The sequence below is a fragment of the Chamaesiphon sp. genome, assembly GCF_041737865.1.
Lineage (GTDB): Bacteria > Cyanobacteriota > Cyanobacteriia > Cyanobacteriales > Chamaesiphonaceae > Chamaesiphon.
This window is the reverse complement of sequence record NZ_JBGSQZ010000050.1, coordinates 1-18,073: the sequence shown is the minus strand read 5'-3', so window position 1 is coordinate 18,073 and position 18,073 is coordinate 1. Positions and strand designations below refer to the sequence as shown.

17 protein-coding genes are annotated in these 18,073 nt (G+C 46.4%); 9 read left to right on the top strand and 8 right to left on the bottom strand.

All coding sequences use genetic code 11. The annotated features are described in order from the left end of the window. Positions 1–36 precede the first annotated feature (36 nt). Positions 37–444, top strand: a complete 408-nt coding sequence (locus ACEW9J_RS03810) for a hypothetical protein (protein ID WP_373543814.1) — start codon at positions 37–39, stop codon at positions 442–444. 152 nt (positions 445–596) lie between these two features. Further along, positions 597–1,979 (top strand): LCP family protein, encoded by a 1,383-nt coding sequence (locus ACEW9J_RS03805; protein WP_373543813.1) that lies wholly within the window; start codon positions 597–599, stop codon positions 1,977–1,979. A 115-nt stretch (positions 1,980–2,094) separates the two neighbouring features. Here the strand turns inward: ACEW9J_RS03805 and ACEW9J_RS03800 are convergent, their stop codons facing one another. Then, positions 2,095–2,301, bottom strand: coding sequence for a hypothetical protein (locus tag ACEW9J_RS03800; RefSeq protein ID WP_373543812.1), 207 nt, complete (start codon positions 2,299–2,301; stop codon positions 2,095–2,097). Between the two features lie 134 nt (positions 2,302–2,435). Next, positions 2,436–3,167, bottom strand: a complete 732-nt coding sequence (locus ACEW9J_RS03795; RefSeq protein WP_373543811.1) for a superoxide dismutase — start codon at positions 3,165–3,167, stop codon at positions 2,436–2,438. Between the two features lie 385 nt (positions 3,168–3,552). On the opposite strand from ACEW9J_RS03795, the gene ACEW9J_RS03790 reads away from it, so the two are divergent. The 5 genes from ACEW9J_RS03790 (at position 3,553) to ACEW9J_RS03770 (ending at position 8,563) form a co-directional block, all read left to right on the top strand. Next, positions 3,553–3,747, top strand: a complete 195-nt coding sequence (locus ACEW9J_RS03790; protein ID WP_373543827.1) for a DUF2862 domain-containing protein — start codon at positions 3,553–3,555, stop codon at positions 3,745–3,747. Position 3,748: 1 nt separating this feature from the next. Continuing rightward, positions 3,749–4,846, top strand: coding sequence for an ArsA family ATPase (locus ACEW9J_RS03785; RefSeq protein ID WP_373543810.1), 1,098 nt, complete (start codon positions 3,749–3,751; stop codon positions 4,844–4,846). 191 nt (positions 4,847–5,037) lie between these two features. Continuing rightward, the gene (locus tag ACEW9J_RS03780; protein WP_373543809.1) at positions 5,038–5,178 is read left to right on the top strand and encodes a hypothetical protein; all 141 of its coding nucleotides are present in this window, start codon (positions 5,038–5,040) and stop codon (positions 5,176–5,178) included. A gap of 227 nt (positions 5,179–5,405) precedes the next feature. Then, complete coding sequence (locus tag ACEW9J_RS03775) at positions 5,406–6,539, top strand: HetZ-related protein 2 (protein WP_373543808.1); 1,134 nt, start codon at positions 5,406–5,408, stop codon at positions 6,537–6,539. A gap of 272 nt (positions 6,540–6,811) precedes the next feature. Beyond that, positions 6,812–8,563, top strand: a complete 1,752-nt coding sequence (locus ACEW9J_RS03770) for a M61 family metallopeptidase (RefSeq protein WP_373543807.1) — start codon at positions 6,812–6,814, stop codon at positions 8,561–8,563. A gap of 29 nt (positions 8,564–8,592) precedes the next feature. Here ACEW9J_RS03770 and ACEW9J_RS03765 read toward each other — a convergent pair whose 3' ends face one another. The 4 genes from ACEW9J_RS03765 to ACEW9J_RS03750 all read right to left on the bottom strand — a co-directional run bounded on the left by ACEW9J_RS03765 (position 8,593) and on the right by ACEW9J_RS03750 (position 13,649). Beyond that, positions 8,593–11,385 carry a CBS domain-containing protein gene (locus ACEW9J_RS03765; protein WP_373543806.1) on the bottom strand — a complete coding sequence of 931 codons (2,793 nt, stop codon included), beginning with the start codon at positions 11,383–11,385 and terminating at the stop codon, positions 8,593–8,595. A 23-nt stretch (positions 11,386–11,408) separates the two neighbouring features. Next, positions 11,409–11,552 carry a hypothetical protein gene (locus ACEW9J_RS03760; RefSeq protein ID WP_373543805.1) on the bottom strand — a complete coding sequence of 48 codons (144 nt, stop codon included), beginning with the start codon at positions 11,550–11,552 and terminating at the stop codon, positions 11,409–11,411. Positions 11,553–11,747: 195 nt separating this feature from the next. Continuing rightward, complete coding sequence (locus ACEW9J_RS03755) at positions 11,748–12,833, bottom strand: NAD(P)-dependent alcohol dehydrogenase (protein WP_373543804.1); 1,086 nt, start codon at positions 12,831–12,833, stop codon at positions 11,748–11,750. A gap of 81 nt (positions 12,834–12,914) precedes the next feature. Then, entirely contained in the window at positions 12,915–13,649 is a 735-nt protein-coding gene (locus ACEW9J_RS03750) for an SDR family oxidoreductase (protein ID WP_373543803.1), read from the bottom strand. Positions 13,650–13,785: 136 nt separating this feature from the next. Here ACEW9J_RS03750 and ACEW9J_RS03745 point away from each other — a divergent pair, with 136 nt between their 5' ends. Next, a complete protein-coding gene (locus ACEW9J_RS03745; protein ID WP_373543802.1) occupies positions 13,786–14,682 on the top strand; it encodes a LysR family transcriptional regulator in 897 nt (298 codons plus the stop codon). Positions 14,683–14,969: 287 nt separating this feature from the next. Here the strand turns inward: ACEW9J_RS03745 and ACEW9J_RS03740 are convergent, their stop codons facing one another. Beyond that, a complete protein-coding gene (locus ACEW9J_RS03740) occupies positions 14,970–16,535 on the bottom strand; it encodes a rhomboid family intramembrane serine protease (RefSeq protein WP_373543801.1) in 1,566 nt (521 codons plus the stop codon). 85 nt (positions 16,536–16,620) lie between these two features. On the opposite strand from ACEW9J_RS03740, the gene ACEW9J_RS03735 reads away from it, so the two are divergent. Beyond that, positions 16,621–17,019, top strand: a complete 399-nt coding sequence (locus ACEW9J_RS03735) for a DUF4332 domain-containing protein (RefSeq protein ID WP_373543800.1) — start codon at positions 16,621–16,623, stop codon at positions 17,017–17,019. 102 nt (positions 17,020–17,121) lie between these two features. Here the strand turns inward: ACEW9J_RS03735 and ACEW9J_RS03730 are convergent, their stop codons facing one another. Further along, positions 17,122–17,736, bottom strand: a complete 615-nt coding sequence (locus tag ACEW9J_RS03730) for a TetR/AcrR family transcriptional regulator (RefSeq protein WP_373543799.1) — start codon at positions 17,734–17,736, stop codon at positions 17,122–17,124. Positions 17,737–18,073 lie beyond the last annotated feature (337 nt).

Here is an 18,073-nt window from a genome sequence, read left to right as displayed (position 1 = left end):
GAAGAAAAATTATCCGCATTGCTAAAACAACATCCCATGACACTATTGCCACCGATGCAGGAACCAGTGTACGATCCGTTACCGGAGATCCACCCAGGCAATTTAGATCCACTCGACAGGTTAGAAACATTTCTCTACCTCACACCTGTCATTGGAGTATTGCCCTCGATCTGGGCAATCTACCGTCGTCAACGCGATCGCAAACAATTAGCAGTATGTCGATTGTCAGTTATGCTTGCCTTTGTCTGGCTGAGTGTATACCTGAGTTTAAATGTTGGCGCAGATTTATCAGGAGCGTCTAACGTTGGACTGAGGTTATTATTTCTCAATAGTATGGCGACTTCTAGCTACTTTATCGCTAGTTTGTGGCTAATGATGCTACTCTGGCAAAAGAAATCTTTACGATTGCCTGGATTTAGTGTCTTAGCAGACAAGATTCGGTAGAGCCGATACCTTACATTGACACTTCGACTAGATCGAGTCCAACCATCGCACCGCGATGATTCAAACCCACCAACCCCTATTAAATCGTGAGTAAAGTGGACGCTAGAAAAGGAAATCAGCATCGCCCCAGGTCAACTAAACCCAACCCGCAAATGGTGCAGCGTCAGCCAGCCAAAAAGCGGCGAAAAATGCCGTTATGGACGTGGTTAGGCATGGGGATCATTGGTGCATCTTCGGCTGCTGCGGGGGCTTTTTTAGCCGTCTCACTGACTTCGGCACCGTTGCAACAACGCGCGCTCTCAGCAGTGGATGACGCATTTTTTAGGCAAAATGGCAAAGAAGCTTTTTCGCGGAGTATATTACAGGTACCCGAAGTCTCCAAACCAGTCAACATCCTGCTGTTGGGCATCAAAACTAATCTCTCCGATGTCAAAAATAGCGATGGTAGAGATCGAAAAAAAACTGGCTATGATGCTGAAGTTGACACTCTAGACGGCTTATCGGATACGATCATGTTGCTCCGATTTGACCCTCAAACCAAACGGACGATCTTTTTGGGGATTCCTCGCGATACCAAAATCGAACGAACTGGACGTGGCACAGAGAAGATCAACGCTGTAGACCATGAAAGTGGGCCAGCAGCAGCAGCTAGGGAAGTCAGTAAGGTTTTGGGTGGAGTGGCGATCGATCGATACATCCGCCTCAATAATATGGGTGTTGTAAAACTCGTCGATGAACTCGGTGGTGTCACCGTGACGGTACCCAAAGATATCAAGTATCAGGACGACTCCCAACATTTTTATATCAATCTCAAGGCTGGTAAACAGCATCTCGATGGAGCAAAGCTAGTGGGCTTGCTCCGCTATCGTCACGATGCTAATGGTGATATCGGTCGGATGCAACGCCAACAGATGGTAGTCAAGGCATTGCTAGAACAGTCGCTCAATCCGATGACGATTGCCAGGATTCCGCAACTATTTTCCGTGATTCAATCCCACGTTGACACCAATCTCACTGTCGAAGAGTTGTTAGCACTGGGAGGTTTCTCGATGCAAAATGGCAAATCCAAAATGCAAATGCTGATGATGCCAGGTGACTACAATGGTGATGGCAAACACGGCACTAGTTACTGGCTTCCCGATGAGAAAGGCATCCAAAATATGATGGGACGTTACTTCGACCACGGGATAATTTCTCTAGAGCAACCTAAAGCCAAAAATCTGCGGGTAAATATTCAAGATACCAGTCACTTCCCCGATGCTACCGCTAGACTCGTCAAACGCTTGAACACAGCAGGTTATCAAAACGTCCACATCGACACCAATCTCAAACTCAAAGAAGACTTAGATACTAGTCAATTTATTGCTCAAAAAGGCAACCCTGAGGTCGCCGAAGGTCTATCGAAAATTTTGGGATTTGGGGAAGTCAAAGTCGATAGTTCAGGCAATTTATATTCTGATGTGACGATTAAACTCGGTCGCGATTGGATTGAAAAAGAGCAATCGTATAAGTCACTCAATCAAAAAGTTGAGTAAACAGTTGTCAGTTGAAATATCCGTCTTAATGATTTCGCTGTCTTGATTCGCGCTCCTCGGCTCTGCCGAGGATGGCGAATCGCTATCAACTATCAACTAATTAAAAGAAACTGCGCTAGAATACTTCTTTTTCGATTCCTACCCACCATTCACCTAGATTCATCATATCTTGGTGAATATCTTCTAGTCTCAGGACATATTCTTCTGGCGATAGATCTAGCTTGGCTTCTGCTAGCTGCTGTAGACGTAACTGCACCAGTAGCCAGGATTTACCCATGCCGTCTGTTTGTTCGATGTATTTAGCTAAATCTTGGCTGTTCATGATGGTGAATTAATCTCATCTTGTTGGCGTACTTCGACTTCGCATTGCATACGGCAGGCTAACGCCAACAGTACAAGTAGCCTCTGTGCAAGAGGATCGAGTTTGATTCGATCCTCTTGCACAGAGACATTAGTCTAAACTTTTAGAGCGCGATCGAATCGATTATTTACTTCAGTCCAATTAATCACATTCCACCAAGCAGCTAAATACTCAGGACGACGATTTTGGTATGTTAAATAATAAGCGTGTTCCCAAACATCATTTCCCATAATCGGATATAAACCCTGAGAAATTGGACTATCTTGATTAGGTGTTGTCATAATTTTGAGCTTGTTGCGATCGGTTACTAGCCAGACCCAACCACTACCAAATAACTTTGTACCTGCCTCGTTAAATTGGGTTTTGAAAGTATCGTATGAACCAAATTGAGTTGTAATAGCTGTCGCGATCGCTCCAGTAGGCGCGCCACCAGCTTTTGGCCCCATAATTTGCCAGTACATACTATGGTTTAAATGTCCGCCACCATTATTTCTAACTGTGGTTTGAATATCTTTAGGTAATTTGTCGAGATTGGTTAGTAGCTGTTCGACAGTTTTAGTTTTGAGCTGTGGGTATTTATTTACCGCAGTATTCAAATTTTTAACATAAGCAGCGTGATGCTTATCATGATGAAATTTCATCGTCGCCGCGTCGATATGTGGCTCTAGTGCATTGTAATCATACGTTAATGGTGGCACCCTAAAGACATCCGTTGTCGTGGCGGTTGCGACCGCCGGAGTCGCCCAAGCCCTAGCAGTAGCACTTCCAAAAAAAGTGGCTGTGGTACCTGCACTCACGAGATAGAGGAAGTTGCGTCTAGTAGTCATAAGTCGATTGCCACAATGAGATATTTTAATAGTCTGACATATTCCACGCACTAATCACGCGATCGATGAGTTGCCGACCTAGTACACTCTCCACCATCTAATTTGTCACACGGCAGGAAGTAGTCTCACATCTTGCATCAAAACAAAGTTACTAGTATTGAGAGGGTAGAGGGTAGTTTTCAGGTAATAATTGCTAGTTTGGTGCAAATTTCGCTAGCTTTTATGTACTGTCTTGTCTCGCTCAATCTGGAGGGAACCTCCAGAGCGCGAGCCGCTGGTGCAAGATGTGAGTAGTCCGATCTCCAGATCGAAGCAAGTTAATCTGAGCCTAGAATTGCTGGTAAACTGTGGAATGAAGAAAATTACCTGTAGAAGTTTAAGTTCAATGGAAATCGGTCAACAAGTCAAAGTTTATCGCCTCAGAGATCGGGTATCGGACGGCGTTGTGAGTAAACTAGGTAAAGTAGGTACAGTTAAAGAGTTCAAAATGACTGATGGTAGCGGTGTCGGTGCTGTCGTGGAATTTGAGGATAAAACTAGTACCTGGTTTTTTGAAGATGAACTCAAAGTTGTAGAATAATATGCCTCAAATTATCACCTTCCTCGGTAAGGGCGGTTCCGGTCGAACTACTGTAGCGATCGCCGCCGCTAAACAACAAGCTAACCTGGGTCGGCGGGTATTATTTGTCAGTCAAGATCCTACGCCAGCAACGGGGATCTTACTGGGTGTCCCCTTGACAGATAAACCCCAGTCGATCGGCGCAAACTTAGAGGTAGTATTAATCTCGGCAACTGCGGCGATCGAGCGCGGTTGGGAAGATATCAAGCAAGTTGAAGCGCGGTACTTGCGATCGCCCATTTTACGGAATGTTTATGGGCAAGAATTGGCGATTATCCCAGGGATGGATAGCGCGATCGCTCTCAATGCGCTCCGACAGTATGATGCTAGTGGTAAGTATGACACCATTGTCTATGACGGCACTGGCGATATTACTACCCTAAGGATGGCGGGGATGTCAGATAGTCTCAGTTGGTATCTGCGTCGCTTTGTCGCCGTAGTGGAAGAATCAGATCTGTGGAAAACGGTTTCCCCAATTATGCAGCCTGCAATGGCGGCAATCCTAGCGATCGCTTGGACGGGTGAGAGTGTCGCCTCACCGCCGCTCCAGGAGGCAAATAACGCCCTAGCAGTGAGTCAAACTGTAATTAGTAATCCCCAGCGAGTGGTGGGTTATCTTGTCACCACTGAGGAGCCAGCAGCAGTCGCGACAGCGAAGTATTTATGGGGGAGTGCTCAACAGTCAGGGCTGACGATCGGTGGCATCATTTTTAATCAAGGTGCGAACGATCCGGTGGTTGGGTTGGAATTTGCTCCCTTAGCGATGACAGCCATCCCAACTCGAATCGGGAATGATTGGCAACCTTTATTAGATGCCATGCCAGATTTTAGTCAAGCGATCGATGCACCCAAACCGATCGCCATTGACATCCCCAAGCGCGAGGTACGGCTATATTTACCTGGTTTTGACAAAACACAGGTGAAGCTGACTCAATCGGGGCCAGAGGTGACGATCGAGGCAGGAGATCAACGTCGGAATATTTTGTTACCACCGCCGCTCAAGGGATCGAGTGTCACTGGAGCGAAGTTTCAAAGTGGGTATCTAATTATTTCGTTTTAATCGATCCGATCGCGCTGGCGGTAGGAGAGCGGTGACGTTGGTAGAGGAGGTTTACGCCAAAAGGCGGAAAAGTCGGATGATGACTTGTTGCAGGTTGTCTTACGACTTTTTAGTTACCTTTTAGTTACTTTTTGAATCGGATTTGTGAGTTAATTTAGTTAGACTATAGCTAGCCTATCTCAGGAGGCATCATGTCTACAGGCGATCGTCTGCGTCGTGAAGAGCAAAACTTGGTTGTCAGCGATCTCGATCGTGAAAAAGCTAGTGCTAGCATCATCCACACTCCCGATCTAGAGCGATACAATCGGACAGAACAGAGATGGATGGTTTAAGGATTAGCCACAACCTGTGGCTACCGGAAGATCTAGGCGATCGGCAGATCTGATGCTCTCATCTCACCCTTGCATTATCTGGATCTTTCGACCCAATTAAAGTCTAACTAGATATCTAGATCGAGCCATTCAGCCGCCCCGTAGATCGAACACCATCAGCTATATTGTGGATCGGAGCTAATCCGAGGCACCTTAATTTACACCGAGGGGATAGGAGCAACCGTTAAATGACGAATATAGCCATCGATAAGATCGCCACCCAATGGGAAACCCGCATCGCCACAGAATGCACTGGGCAAAATGCTACTGCCCAAGCAAGTATTCTCAATTGGTTGCTCGGCGCAGATCCCGATCGGCTGGAATTACTCGATGCCGAGCATGTGAGGATTGCCGATCGAGCGATGGATTATCGGTGGCGGATTCTACTCCAACGCTACCTGGGATTGTCACCAGAGCGGGCGTACAAAAATCTGATGCAGCGGTTGGGCGGATTGGCAGTTTTGCGGGACAAAATTCGGGCATGGCTAACACTGAGTAACGATCGACAGCGACAGGTTGTGGATGTGTTGCAAGAGGTGATTCAAGAGCTACTGCAAAGTGACAAGTATATCCAACAGCAAATTGCTTGGATCGGGCAATGTACCAAAAATCCTCGGCTGCGCGATGCCCTACTATTTGCTAGTATTGAGGAATATTGCCTACGTCCGGTTCGCAATCAACCCCTCCTCGCTCATCGGTTTGTGAACTATCTCCGGCGATCGCAAAAAGGCGGCGTCACCAATGTCCCTCAAAGCGATTTAGTCAAGATTGTCTCTGATGAAGTCATCGGCGATAGCGACTCCACCCTCAGCCTGCTGGATCGGCAAGCTCAGGAAAACTATCGCCAACAACAAGAGTGGGAAGAAACACAAATTACCCGCGATCGTGTCAAAGGTACACTCCGTAATTATCTGATCGAAAATGTCAGCCCCGAAGCGGGGATCTGGCTCGATCTGTATCTTCAGGGCAAAACGCCCGAATCGATCGCCATCGCCTTGAAAATGGACATCAAGCAAGTGTATCGACTGCGTGAAAAGATTAATTATCATACGCTCAAAGTCTTTGCAATCAAAGCCGAACCTGAATTAGTTTCTCAATGGCTACACGTCTCGCTGCAAGAACATAATTTAGGTTTGACTCCCGATCGATGGTTACACTTTTGTCAGAGTTTAGATCCCAAGCAACACGAAATTATGATGGGATTAAAAGCCGGAACTTCGGTAGAATCGATCGCCAAATCACTGAAAATTAAAACTAATCAAGTCATGGGAGAATGGAGTCAAATCTATTTAGCCGCCCAAGAGCTGAGAACTAGTGGGTAGTGAATCGTTGAGAGTGATATTTTGACAGCCAGCAATTAAATAAATTAATTGATAATTGATAATTGCGGACAGGCGATCGCGCGGAGGTTTCCGACCCATGGCTTGCACCAAGCAGATAATTGGGTTTCTAAGATGGGGATTTAAAACCCGAAGCCATAGCTTCTGCTCTTTGTTAATCTCATCCATCCTATTTACTTCAACTAACCACCATCCACCATCCACTATCCACTATCCACACTTCGGCTTCGCTCAGTGCAAGCCATCCACCATCGATGAAACCCACAGTTACTATCCCGAAAACCCAAGTTTACGCGCCGAAATTAGCTTATCGAGTAGCAATGCCTCAGCGGCAAACTCATCTATTCGAGGTGGAATTAATAGTGAGCAATTGGGGTGGTGAACTATTAGATATCAAAATGCCAGTCTGGACTCCTGGTTCTTATTTAGTCCGAGAATATGTAAAACAGTTACAAAATTTTGCAGTAATAAATAGTGAAGGCAAAAAGTTAATCGCAACCAAAATTGCTAAGAATCATTGGCAAATTCAGACAGATAATAGTGCTGAAATTAAGATTAGTTATCGAATGTTTGCGAATGAATTAACAGTTCGGACTAATCATTTAGATGCCACTCACGGCTATTTTAATCCAGCAGCATTGTGTTTTTACATACCCGAATATGAACATTGCCCGATCGAGATTAGCATTGTTCCGCCTCATCCCGACTGGCAAATAACTACTCCATTACCAGAAACTAGTCACCAAACTTTCTTAGCTTCAGACTTTGATACCTTGGTTGATAGCCCATTTGAAATCGGTACTCAACAGATTTATGATTTTACAGTATTAGATAAACCCCATCAGTTAGTAGTGTGGGGACAGGGGAATTTCGATCCACAAATCGCGATCGCTGATATTCAAAAGATTGTCGAAGTAGAATCTAAAATCTTTGGCGGATTGCCATACGAAAAATATATATTTCTGCTGCATCTTTCGCCTGGTGGAGGTGGAGGATTGGAGCACAAAAATTGTTGTTCGCTCCTCTATCCCCGCTTTAGCTTTCAAGGAGCAGAGAAACACAATCGCTTTATGCAATTAGTCGCCCACGAGTTTTTTCATCTCTGGAATATCAAACGGATTCGCCCCGCAGCTCTAGAAAAGTTTGACTATGAAGGAGAAAATTATACACCTTCACTCTGGTTTAGTGAAGGAACAACTAGTTATTACGATCTGATAATTCCTAGACGTGCCGGAATTTATGATGACAAAGAGTTTCTAACCGAACTTAGTAAAGAAATTACCCGCTTTATGACAACTCCAGGGCGATTGGTGCAACCGCTGAGTGAGTCTAGTTTTGATGCCTGGATCAAATTGTATCGTCCCGATGCTAATAGTTCTAATTCCCAAATGTCCTATTATCTCAAAGGAGAAATGGTGACATTATTACTAGATTTATTAATTCGCGATCGCACTCAAGGAGCTAAATCTTTTGATGATGTCTTAGTGGCAATGTGGGAACAGTTTGGTAAAGCGGAAATTGGGTTTACTGAAACTCAACTAAAAAATATCATTGAATCGATCGCGAACCAAGATTTGACTGAATTTTACGATCGATATATTCATGGTGTGGAAGAGCTACCTTTTAATAAATACCTCAATCCTTTTGGGATCGAGCTACAACCCGTTGAAGCAAATACCCCATATCTGGGGATAAATGTTAAAAGCGAACACGGTAGAGAAGTAATCAAATCCGTCGCAAGTAACTCTCCCGCCCAATTAGCCGGAATTGATGCTGGTGATGAATTGCTGGCGATCGATGGATTTAAAGTTAGTGCTGAAAAGCTCAACGATCGCCTTAAACTAGATCGAGTTGGGCAGCAAATTAACGTCACAATTTTCCATGCCGATCGATTAATGACACTTCCAGTTATTCTATCTGCACCTCAACCCCAAAAATATCACTTGCAATCGTTAGAACATCCAGACGATCTTCAACGCCAACTATTTAAAGGTTGGGTGAATTGACACTCACTGCAAGTCTGAGTCGGGGCAATTCATGTACCCCGATGGAGGAACTCGTGAGCACTAGCTCGATCGATCACTTCTCCATCTAACATTGCCGCTAATAAATTATCCAATATTTGGCGATATTGTGGGCCTGGTTTATAACCCAATTTGCGGAGATCGTTACCATTTAAAATCGGTTGAATATTTGCCCAAACTGTCAGATATCGCCAAATTTGACGACGCAAGCTCCTCGAATTTCGACACCGCACGATGATTAAAATCAACATGGGTAAGTCATAATGTCGCAGTAGTTCAACTACTTGACTGACACGTTGACTGACACGTTGACAATTGGGTAGCGATGACACAATATTAGCTTGCGCTAGAACTAAATTTTGCAACCTGTCGATACTATCTGCTGGTAATTGCAGATTTTTTGCCACTAGCTGGCGATATTCTGGTGCAAGATAAGCGATCGTCAACTCCAATCGCATTTGCCAGTGCATCAGCTGCTGCTGTGGATCGAATCTTCGCAAACACCGCTCTAGTAAGCGGAGTTGGTGCAACAATTCTGGATCTAACTTCAAGGTAGAATGGATACATTGCAACGCTCCCAAGTCGGCTAGTAACTCTAAAGCTGGTTGCCAATAATCTGCTTGGAGGAGATATTTTAATTCAGTTTTCAGGCGGGTTTGCAGTGCGGGAGTTTTGGGGTTTGCTTGGGCGGTGCGATCGTAAACACCGCTCTCAATGGCATAACGGATATAGGCTTCGGTTTGGGTTTCCAAATGAAAGCCCAGTCGCACGGCAAACCTCACACCGCGATAAATCCGCGTCGGATCTTCAATAAAACTATTCGGGTGCAACACCCGAATTTGGTGGCTGTGTAAATCGCCTAAACCGCCAAAAAAATCTAATAATGGCGAACCTGTGGCTGGTGTCAGCCGCAGAGCCATCGCATTAATCGTAAAATCTCGACGATATAAGTCTTGACGAATCGAACTCGCCTCTACCTCTGGATTAGCTGCGGGATAAGGGTAAAATTCGGTTCTGGCGGTGGCTATATCGATTCCCAGCGAGTCAAGTTCGGGATCTTGATGCCACAGCAACGCCGCCGTCTGAAAAGCCCCGTGAATCTCTAGCCGCGCTGCTGGGTACAGCTCCTGAAGTGCTGTGGCAAGTTTGACACCTGCACCGACATCTGCTGCTTGGTGAAAGCCATCAACTACCAAGTCGATATCTTCGATCGATAGCTTACCTGTCGAGGCTAAGAGTAAATCGCGCACTGCACCGCCGACTAGATAGAGATGCCAACCCCACTGCGCGGCTATTTGAGCCGCTTTCATCAGTAATTCCCATTGTTGGGGTGCAAGTTTAGCTTGTAATTGCTGAAGATCGATAGGAGCAGAAATTCGCTTGTTTTTAGTCGCTGATGCGGTTTTTACTTCATCCCAGCCCTGCTGTCGATCGAATCCCCCCATTAGATGCCCTGGTGCTGAGATCGTTTCGATCTGTTTCTGGTGATGCAATCGTAAAACATCGGTACGAGTGACAATTCCCACCAACTTGCCAGCGGCTACTACTGGCAATCTGCCGATGTCGTAAGTCACCATCAATGCGGCTATTTCAGGTAGTGTGGTATCTGGGGCAATCGTGCGGACTTTGGTTGTCATGTATCCTTTGACTGGCGCATGACTAAAGCCATGATGCAATGCGATATCCAAATCCCGCCGCGAAATAATTCCCGTTAATATATCCGATCGATTATCCCCCGCCGCCGCAGCGACGATCGGTAAGCCGGAATGCCCATAGCGTAATAAAATCCGTTGCGCCTGGGCAATTGTCGTATCAGGGCGGATCGTGCGAATCGGGGTAGACATCAGATCTCTAGCAGTGGGAGGCTGGGGAATCGCCGCTGTAATAGCTGCCACAAGCTGTTCGAGCGCAACTTCAGCATCGACACCGCGCATACTTGCCGCTGCTGCTTGGGAATGCCCGCCACCACCTAATGGTTGAAATAATACCTGAAGATTGACACCAGGAATTTGCGATCGACCAATTATCGTCAACCGATTGTCACCATCTCCGGCTGGAAATTCATGAGCTAACAGGATCGCATCAAGTTCCGCAACGATCGATCGAATCTGGACGATCAGACTAGATAATCCAGTTACAAACCGATCGGTTTTGAGCGTTACCCACCCGATCGTTTTACCCCCGACAGATCGATACTGAATATCTGTTAGTGCTACCTGCAATAACTGTTGTAACTGTGGCGACAACCCAGGATCGACATACTCATTAATTACCGCTAAACTTGCACCTTGCTGCATCAACCACCCCAAAGCGATCGCATCTCGTGCCGTACTCATCTCAAATGTCAAAGAGCCAGTATCCACATGGATACCTAAAGCCATCACCGTAGCTTCGGCGATCGTCAGCGTCATACCTGCTGCTTGTAATTTCTCGACTATTATCGTCGTTGTAGCTCCGACAGGCTCGATTTGTAACTGGGTGGCGGGAATATCGGTTGCTTGCCCTAAATGATGGTCGTAAACGACAACTGATTGTAGATCGACTAAATCCAGCCATTCGGCAGCCTTGCCCAATCGATCGCGATGTTGGGCATCGACGATACTCACAGAGCGAATTGTTGCAGGTTCTACCGAGCGTCGTTCGATCGTGGGATACTCATCCCGATATAGTGCCAAAAAGTCCTTGACAATTGGATGTGCGCCACCAGTGAGCACGATCCGACTCCCTGGTAGCAGCCGTGCCAATCCTACTGCCGCACCCAACGCGTCAAAATCTGCCGTAGTGTGGCAAAGAATTACATCCATCTACCAACCCCCTCATTCCTAATTTAACGGCTAGCACGTCGATCCTGTTCGCGCCTTTGTCGATCGCGCCAACCGAATATAGTCAGATAGACTATCCCCAATGTGACAATGATGAGTAGTCCAAAAGCAGTAATACCGAGAATTTGTAGAAGTGAAGAAGTGTTCATCGATTACCTGCGGTAGGCTTTGCCAACGCGATTGTATTGAGAAGATTATCTTAGTTAATTCTACTACTTTGACTAGCTCCCAGGATCGATGAGGTAATGCTGGACTGCGCCGAAACCCAAACAAGGGCGACTTATGCTAATTGTCGTTGGCATAGCCTCTCTGAAAGTAATTGAGGACTTGGCTTAATTAAATTCTCATTCCTGAGCTGGCGGATTCAGCGTCGCCATGTCAATCACCAAGCGATAACGTACATCTCCCCGCTCCAGTCGATCGAACCCATCATCGATATCCGCCGCCGCGATAACTTCGACATCGGCTGAAATATTGTGCTGGCTACAGAAGTCCAGCATCTCTTGGGTTTCCCGCGTCCCCGCAGAACCCGAACTAGTCAGCCGCCGCCGCCCCATCGTCAGCAAGACAGGCGTGAACTCCATTCGAGCGGGTATTCCCAGACAACAGAGTGTCCCGTCAAGGTTTAGCGCAAGCAGATACGGATCGAGCAGATGTGGATTTGACACGGTATCCAGGATGAAATCAAAACGATATTTCTGAGCCGCCATCAGTTCGGCATCAGTTGACAAAATCGCCTCATCCGCACCCAGATCCAGAGCCGCAGCGAACTTTTGCTCGGAAGTAGTAAAGGCAACCACATGCGCCCCCAGTGCGTGGGCAAATTTGATTGCTATATGACCGAGACCACCGATCCCAACAATCCCCACCGTCATACCAGGGCCGATGTGCCAGTGGCGCAGCGGCGACCAAGTGGTGACTCCCGCACACACTAACGGTGCTACACTCGCCGGATCGAGATTGGCGGGCAGATGATAGACAAAATCAGTCTTGACGACATATTCATTCGAGAATCCTCCTCGTGTAATGCTGCCATCGTGCCGATCGATGCCATCATAAGTAGTCGTCGGAAATTCGCGACAATACGGTTCCTCATGGCTTTTGCAGGGTGGGCATTTACCGCAAGAATCGACAATATTACCCACAACCACGGCATCGCCCACTTGGAATTTTGTAACATCCGCGCCGATCTCTGTTACTTCGCCGACCATCTCATGACCTGGTACCAACGGAAAGCGACTGTTGCCCCGAATGGCATGTAGATCGCTGTGACAAACGCCGCAGAACTGAATCTTGACAGCGATATCGTCCGATCGCAATCCCCGTCGATCGAATGCCCAGGGCACAAGACGATCGCCTTTGTTTATTGCGGCAAGTCCATAGGAAAGACGCATCGGTTGATTTTGTTCGAGAGTAGTATTACTGGACATTGGCTATTTTCCTTCACTATATTTTCATTGAGCTTGGGTAATTGCATTTTTGTGAGCTGAGGACGAACGATCGGCAATGCTTTAGAACGCGCTAGCTGTCCGGCGGACGATGATTTCATTAATATCGACATCATCCGGCTGAGACACAGCATATAAAACAGCTCTGGCGATCTCATCTGAATTGAGTGCTGTTTTTCGCATTTCTTTCAATCCGCCTTTTACGACATCATCCGTAATGTCAGAGCCGAGTTCGGTCTTCACTAAGCCAGGAGATATAATCGTCACGCGAATATTTTTTGATTCCTGCCGTAGTCCATCAGATATCGCCCAAACTGCATATTTTGTCGCGGAATAGATGGCACTAGTCGGCCCCACCATGTGCGCGGCGATCGATGCAGTATTGATAATCTGTCCGCTACCTTGCGCTTCCATGATTGGTAAACCCGCCGCAATGCCATTCAGGACGCCGTGAATGTTGACATTTATCATTTTGTCCCACTCATCAACTTTGAGGGCATTCAGCAGGGATAGGGGCATCACTCCAGCATTATTGAAGATGACATCTACTCGATCGAACTTATCTTTAGCAAAGTGAATAAATGATTTCATATCCTCGCGGTCGGTCACATCCACTGCTTTAAATTCGGCTGTCCCTCCTGCTGCGCGGATTTCCTCAACAATCTGTTCTAGCTTGTCGATCCGACGTGCTCCCAAAACTACTTTTGCCCCATTTTGAGCTAGCAACTTGGCGGAGGCTGCACCGATGCCGCTACTGGCTCCAGTAATCGCAATGACTTTATTTTCGACGTTTAACATAGTTATTTTCTCTTTTGCTCAGATTTGTTAGCGATCGATCTCGTGCCCCTTTGCAGGTCATGAATCAAGCATAGATCTGATTCGATTAATTAACTAGATGCTATAATCTGCAAATGTTTATGAATTTTATGCAGTAATGAAGCGAGACGAACTCAATGACTTAGCTGCATTCGTAGTAGTCGCCGACGAGATGAGTTTTACCCGCGCCGCATCGAAGCTGGGGATATCCCCCTCTGCCTTGAGCCACGCGATGAAGGCACTGGAAGAACGTCTGGGTTTGCAATTGCTGGTACGAACGACTCGAAAAGTCTCAACGACGGAGGCTGGGGAGCGACTATTAAAGACTTTACGTCCAGCCTTTGAGGACATCAGCACCGCACTGATCGGACTTAGCGATCTGCGCGATAAGCCTGCGGGAATGCTGCGAATTACGATGCCCAGACACGCGGCAATCTCTGTGGTGTGGCCGATGCTGCCTGATTTCCTCGCTGCACATCCAGATATCCGGATCGAGATGACGATTGATGAAGGTCTGACCGACATTATCGAGAGTCGATATGATGCTGGACTCCGGTTTGGGGAGAGGGTCGCCAAAGATATGGTTGCCGTGCGGGTAAGCCCTGATGTCCGCTGGGCAGTCGTCGGATCGCCAGCCTATTTCACCAACCATCCTGTACCCAATACGCCACAAGACCTGATTGGACATCGCTGTATTAACTATCGATTCGCGACATCAGGAGGACTATATCTGTGGGAGTTTGAGCAAGATGAGCGATCCTTTCAGATCCGAGTCGATGGCAACCTGATTTTCAATGACGGCGATCTGATTCTGGCGGCGGCCCTGGCAGGGATGGGGCTGGGGTATTTCTTAGAAGACCAAATCACTACTCATGTTGCCCAGGGGCGGCTGATTCGAGTCTTGACAGAGTGGTGCCCGACTTCTGAGGGCTACTATTTGTATCATCCCAATCGCCGCCAAACACCGTCGGCTTTAGCCGCGTTGGTTGATACTCTCAGGATTGAAGCGGTATAGAGAGCAACTAGTCGCACACCGATCGATCCTGGGATCGACAAGGAAAGCAGGTATCTAGGTGACGTAAAACATACTTCTTCATGTCTTTCGGAAAACTCGATAAACCTTTCTAGTTGTACCTTCCTTTTAAAAAGCAGCGGCACCGTATGACCTTTTTGGACTAACTCTGTTGCTAGTGGCTGGCTGATATTTCCTAACGAGCCTGTTACGATAAATTTCATAAATATTTCGTTGTTGTTTGCAAAGGTTTCCTGTTTTAGTTCTAAAATCGGCTGGCTGTGTCGTGTCTAATCTTTAGTCCCAAATTGTAGTAACGCCAGCCCCGCCAAAAATCCGATCGTCAGTCCCGAAAAATGACCGACAATACTAGTGTGTCCATTGGTGAGATCGAATACTAATTGGAACGCGACACTAAATATTACTGCCTGGAATTGCCGCCCCGCCGCTGCAACTTTGGTGTTTCGCCAACCACTCAGGTGAATCGCCCCCATCGCCCCCAGCATCCCCATAATCGCCCCAGACGCACCGACTGTGACTTGAGGTTGACTCACCCATCGAGTATCAAAATAAGCGATAAACGCCATCGATCCTAGCCCTGCAAGCAAATAGGCAAGCAGATAGCGAAATGAACCCAGTCGATGTTCGACAAATTTGCCTAGATAAAGCAATCCCAGCATGTTCATCCCTAAGTGTAAGATGCCCATGTGGATAAAATTTGCCGTCGCGATCCGCCACCATTCACCAGCGATAACTAATGGAGCAGCCAAACCGCCCCAAGCGATAAAACTAAAATTTCGATCGCCCGTTTTAGATTGCCAGCCTAATTCCGCACAGAAAACTAGGACATTTAGCGCGATTAAGAGAGTTGTAATCGGTGTTGAGGCATTACTAGGAGTCTGAGTGCCATATCGAGCATCTTGCCCGACTGTAACTTCCATTCGGGCGACAGATTCCCAATCGATGGGGGTGAGTTTATCCAAATTTGGTAATGGTTGAGCTAGTCGCCAAGCGATATCCTGTTGAATACAGCTATCTTTAGTCACTTCTCGCAGATTAGTTAATTGCTGGGTTGCCTCTTCGATATTGCCTGCGGCTAACTCCGCCGTACCAATCCAAAATTGATGCACTGGGGCTGGATACATCGAGAGAAGATTTTGACACGACTGGGTGACGGCATCAACGCGCCCACAGTAAGCGAGAATATACATTTTGAGCAGGTGTAGATTCTGAGTGTTAAGCTGACGATCGCGATCGAGTTTGGCTACCTCCGCGATACACCGCCGGAGATCCCCTGTTTCGGCAAATGCCCGTAAGTAATTAACTAGTATCGTCGATCGATCGAGTTGCAATTGTCCCCGCGTCAGCCGCTCATCTACCCAAGTGATATACTCATGCCAGCGATCGGTGGAACGGTATAATAAAGCAGTTGCCGATCGACCGATCTCGGTGCGATTGTTCCGTTGGTATCGATCGAATAGCTCCTGAGCCGCCCCAATTTGCCCCGTCTGAGCCAAAGCAACGATCTCTAGTAGGTAATGGTAGTCCCACATCCCATCGCTAGGCATCAGCCATCTGAGCCACTTGGCAAGCCGACTGGCTGCCACATATTGCGAACTATTGACTAATGATTCGAGTCGTTGCATCAGCGACATCGGAATTAGTACCAAGACAATCCACGCGCCAATGCCGATCTTCGACATCCGATCGGGCATAAAGTACCAACTCATGGATAATATAATCAGCACAAAGACCGCCGAAATCTTGAGACTGGAATTACTCCGTGATGTCGGTAATAATGTTGCCAGACAGTAAAAGATCGCAATCTGAACCAAAACAATACTGGTAAAGTCCATTAGTATTCGATCGTGGATATTTACTTGGATACCTACTATATTAGCTAGATCTCGATCGTTCCATTACTCCACCACCTTACTACTTATGATTTGCGATTGGTCGATCGGCGATTTGCCTGGATTAAATAATACCGAACACGCAATCCTCCAAGGGCTAGGCATTACTACCACTGGGCAACTATTACTATTCGCCCCAGATGCTGCAACCAAACAGCAATTAGCCCTCGACTTGGGCACAAAAATTCAGTATGTCAATAAATTAGTAGCTCTAGCCGATTTAGCCCGTTTACCTGGAATAGGTTGTCAATACAATGGTTTGCTACTCCATACTGGCATCATTTCTGTCAAGCAATTAGCCCAAATGCCCGCTCACAAGATCCATCAACAAATACTCAAACTCCACGTTGCTACAATTCAACGACGAGATCTATGTCCAGATCTCGCCCAAGTTCAGAATTGGATTAGGCAAGCTCAGGGATTGTAGGCTTTAGGCTTTAGGTTTTGGGCTTTAGTTGTAGGGTGTGTTAGCGCAAGCATAACGCACAATAAGCTTATCTATTCCTGCTGACTCACGATCGATAGTTTATTATTTCTTTGCCAATACCCCGTTTAAAAAGATATCCGCCAATCCTTCAGCCATCTCCTTCATTTCTTGAGGGCTAGCAACTGGTTGAGCGATCGTTTCATGACTAAATCCAGCGACAACAAACATCCCTAAAAATACTTGAGCGATGACGCGGGGATTCATCCGTCGATAGACACCTCTTTCCATTGCTGTTTGGAAAAATGCCTCCGCCACATTAGTCATTTTTTCGATGACTTCCGATTGAATCCGATCGCGTAAATCGGGATGCAATTGAACTTCCATAAAACAGACGCGCATCATGTCATAGTTGTCTCCCAGCCGCAACATCCGCTTGTACATCACATGAGAAATCGCTTCATAGTTAGCCATCTCACTCAATTCTGTCAATAAATCTGTGAGTAATTCAATCCAGCCGTTGGTTGCCACTTCGACTAAAATTGCTTTTTTGTTAGTAAAATGACGAAACAAAGTACCTTCGGCGATCCCCGCTGTTTCGGCTAATTCTTTGGTGGTAGTCCCATCATAACCATTACGGGCAAATAGCTTTTGAGCTGCTTTGAGTACTTTATCATGGGTACTTAGCTCGGTGTTTTGTCTGCTATGAAATATTGGCATACATACCCAGCACGATCGAATGCCTATTAAATGGAATCTCTACAATTATTGCGCTAATAAAAAGTAGTAGCCACTGGTTACTTCATAGTTCTTAAAACAAGATTAAACAGTTGACAGTTGACAGCGGCTTGCGCTCCTCGGCAGAGCCGAGGGTTTAGCAAGACAAGACAGCGAGGTTTTTAGGGTAGGGTCTAAATCCCCATCTTAAAAATCCAATTATCAATTATCAATTATCAATTATCAATTATCAATTATCAATTATCAATTATCAATTATCAATTATCAATTATCAATTATCAATTATCAATTATCAATTATCAATTATCAATTATCAATT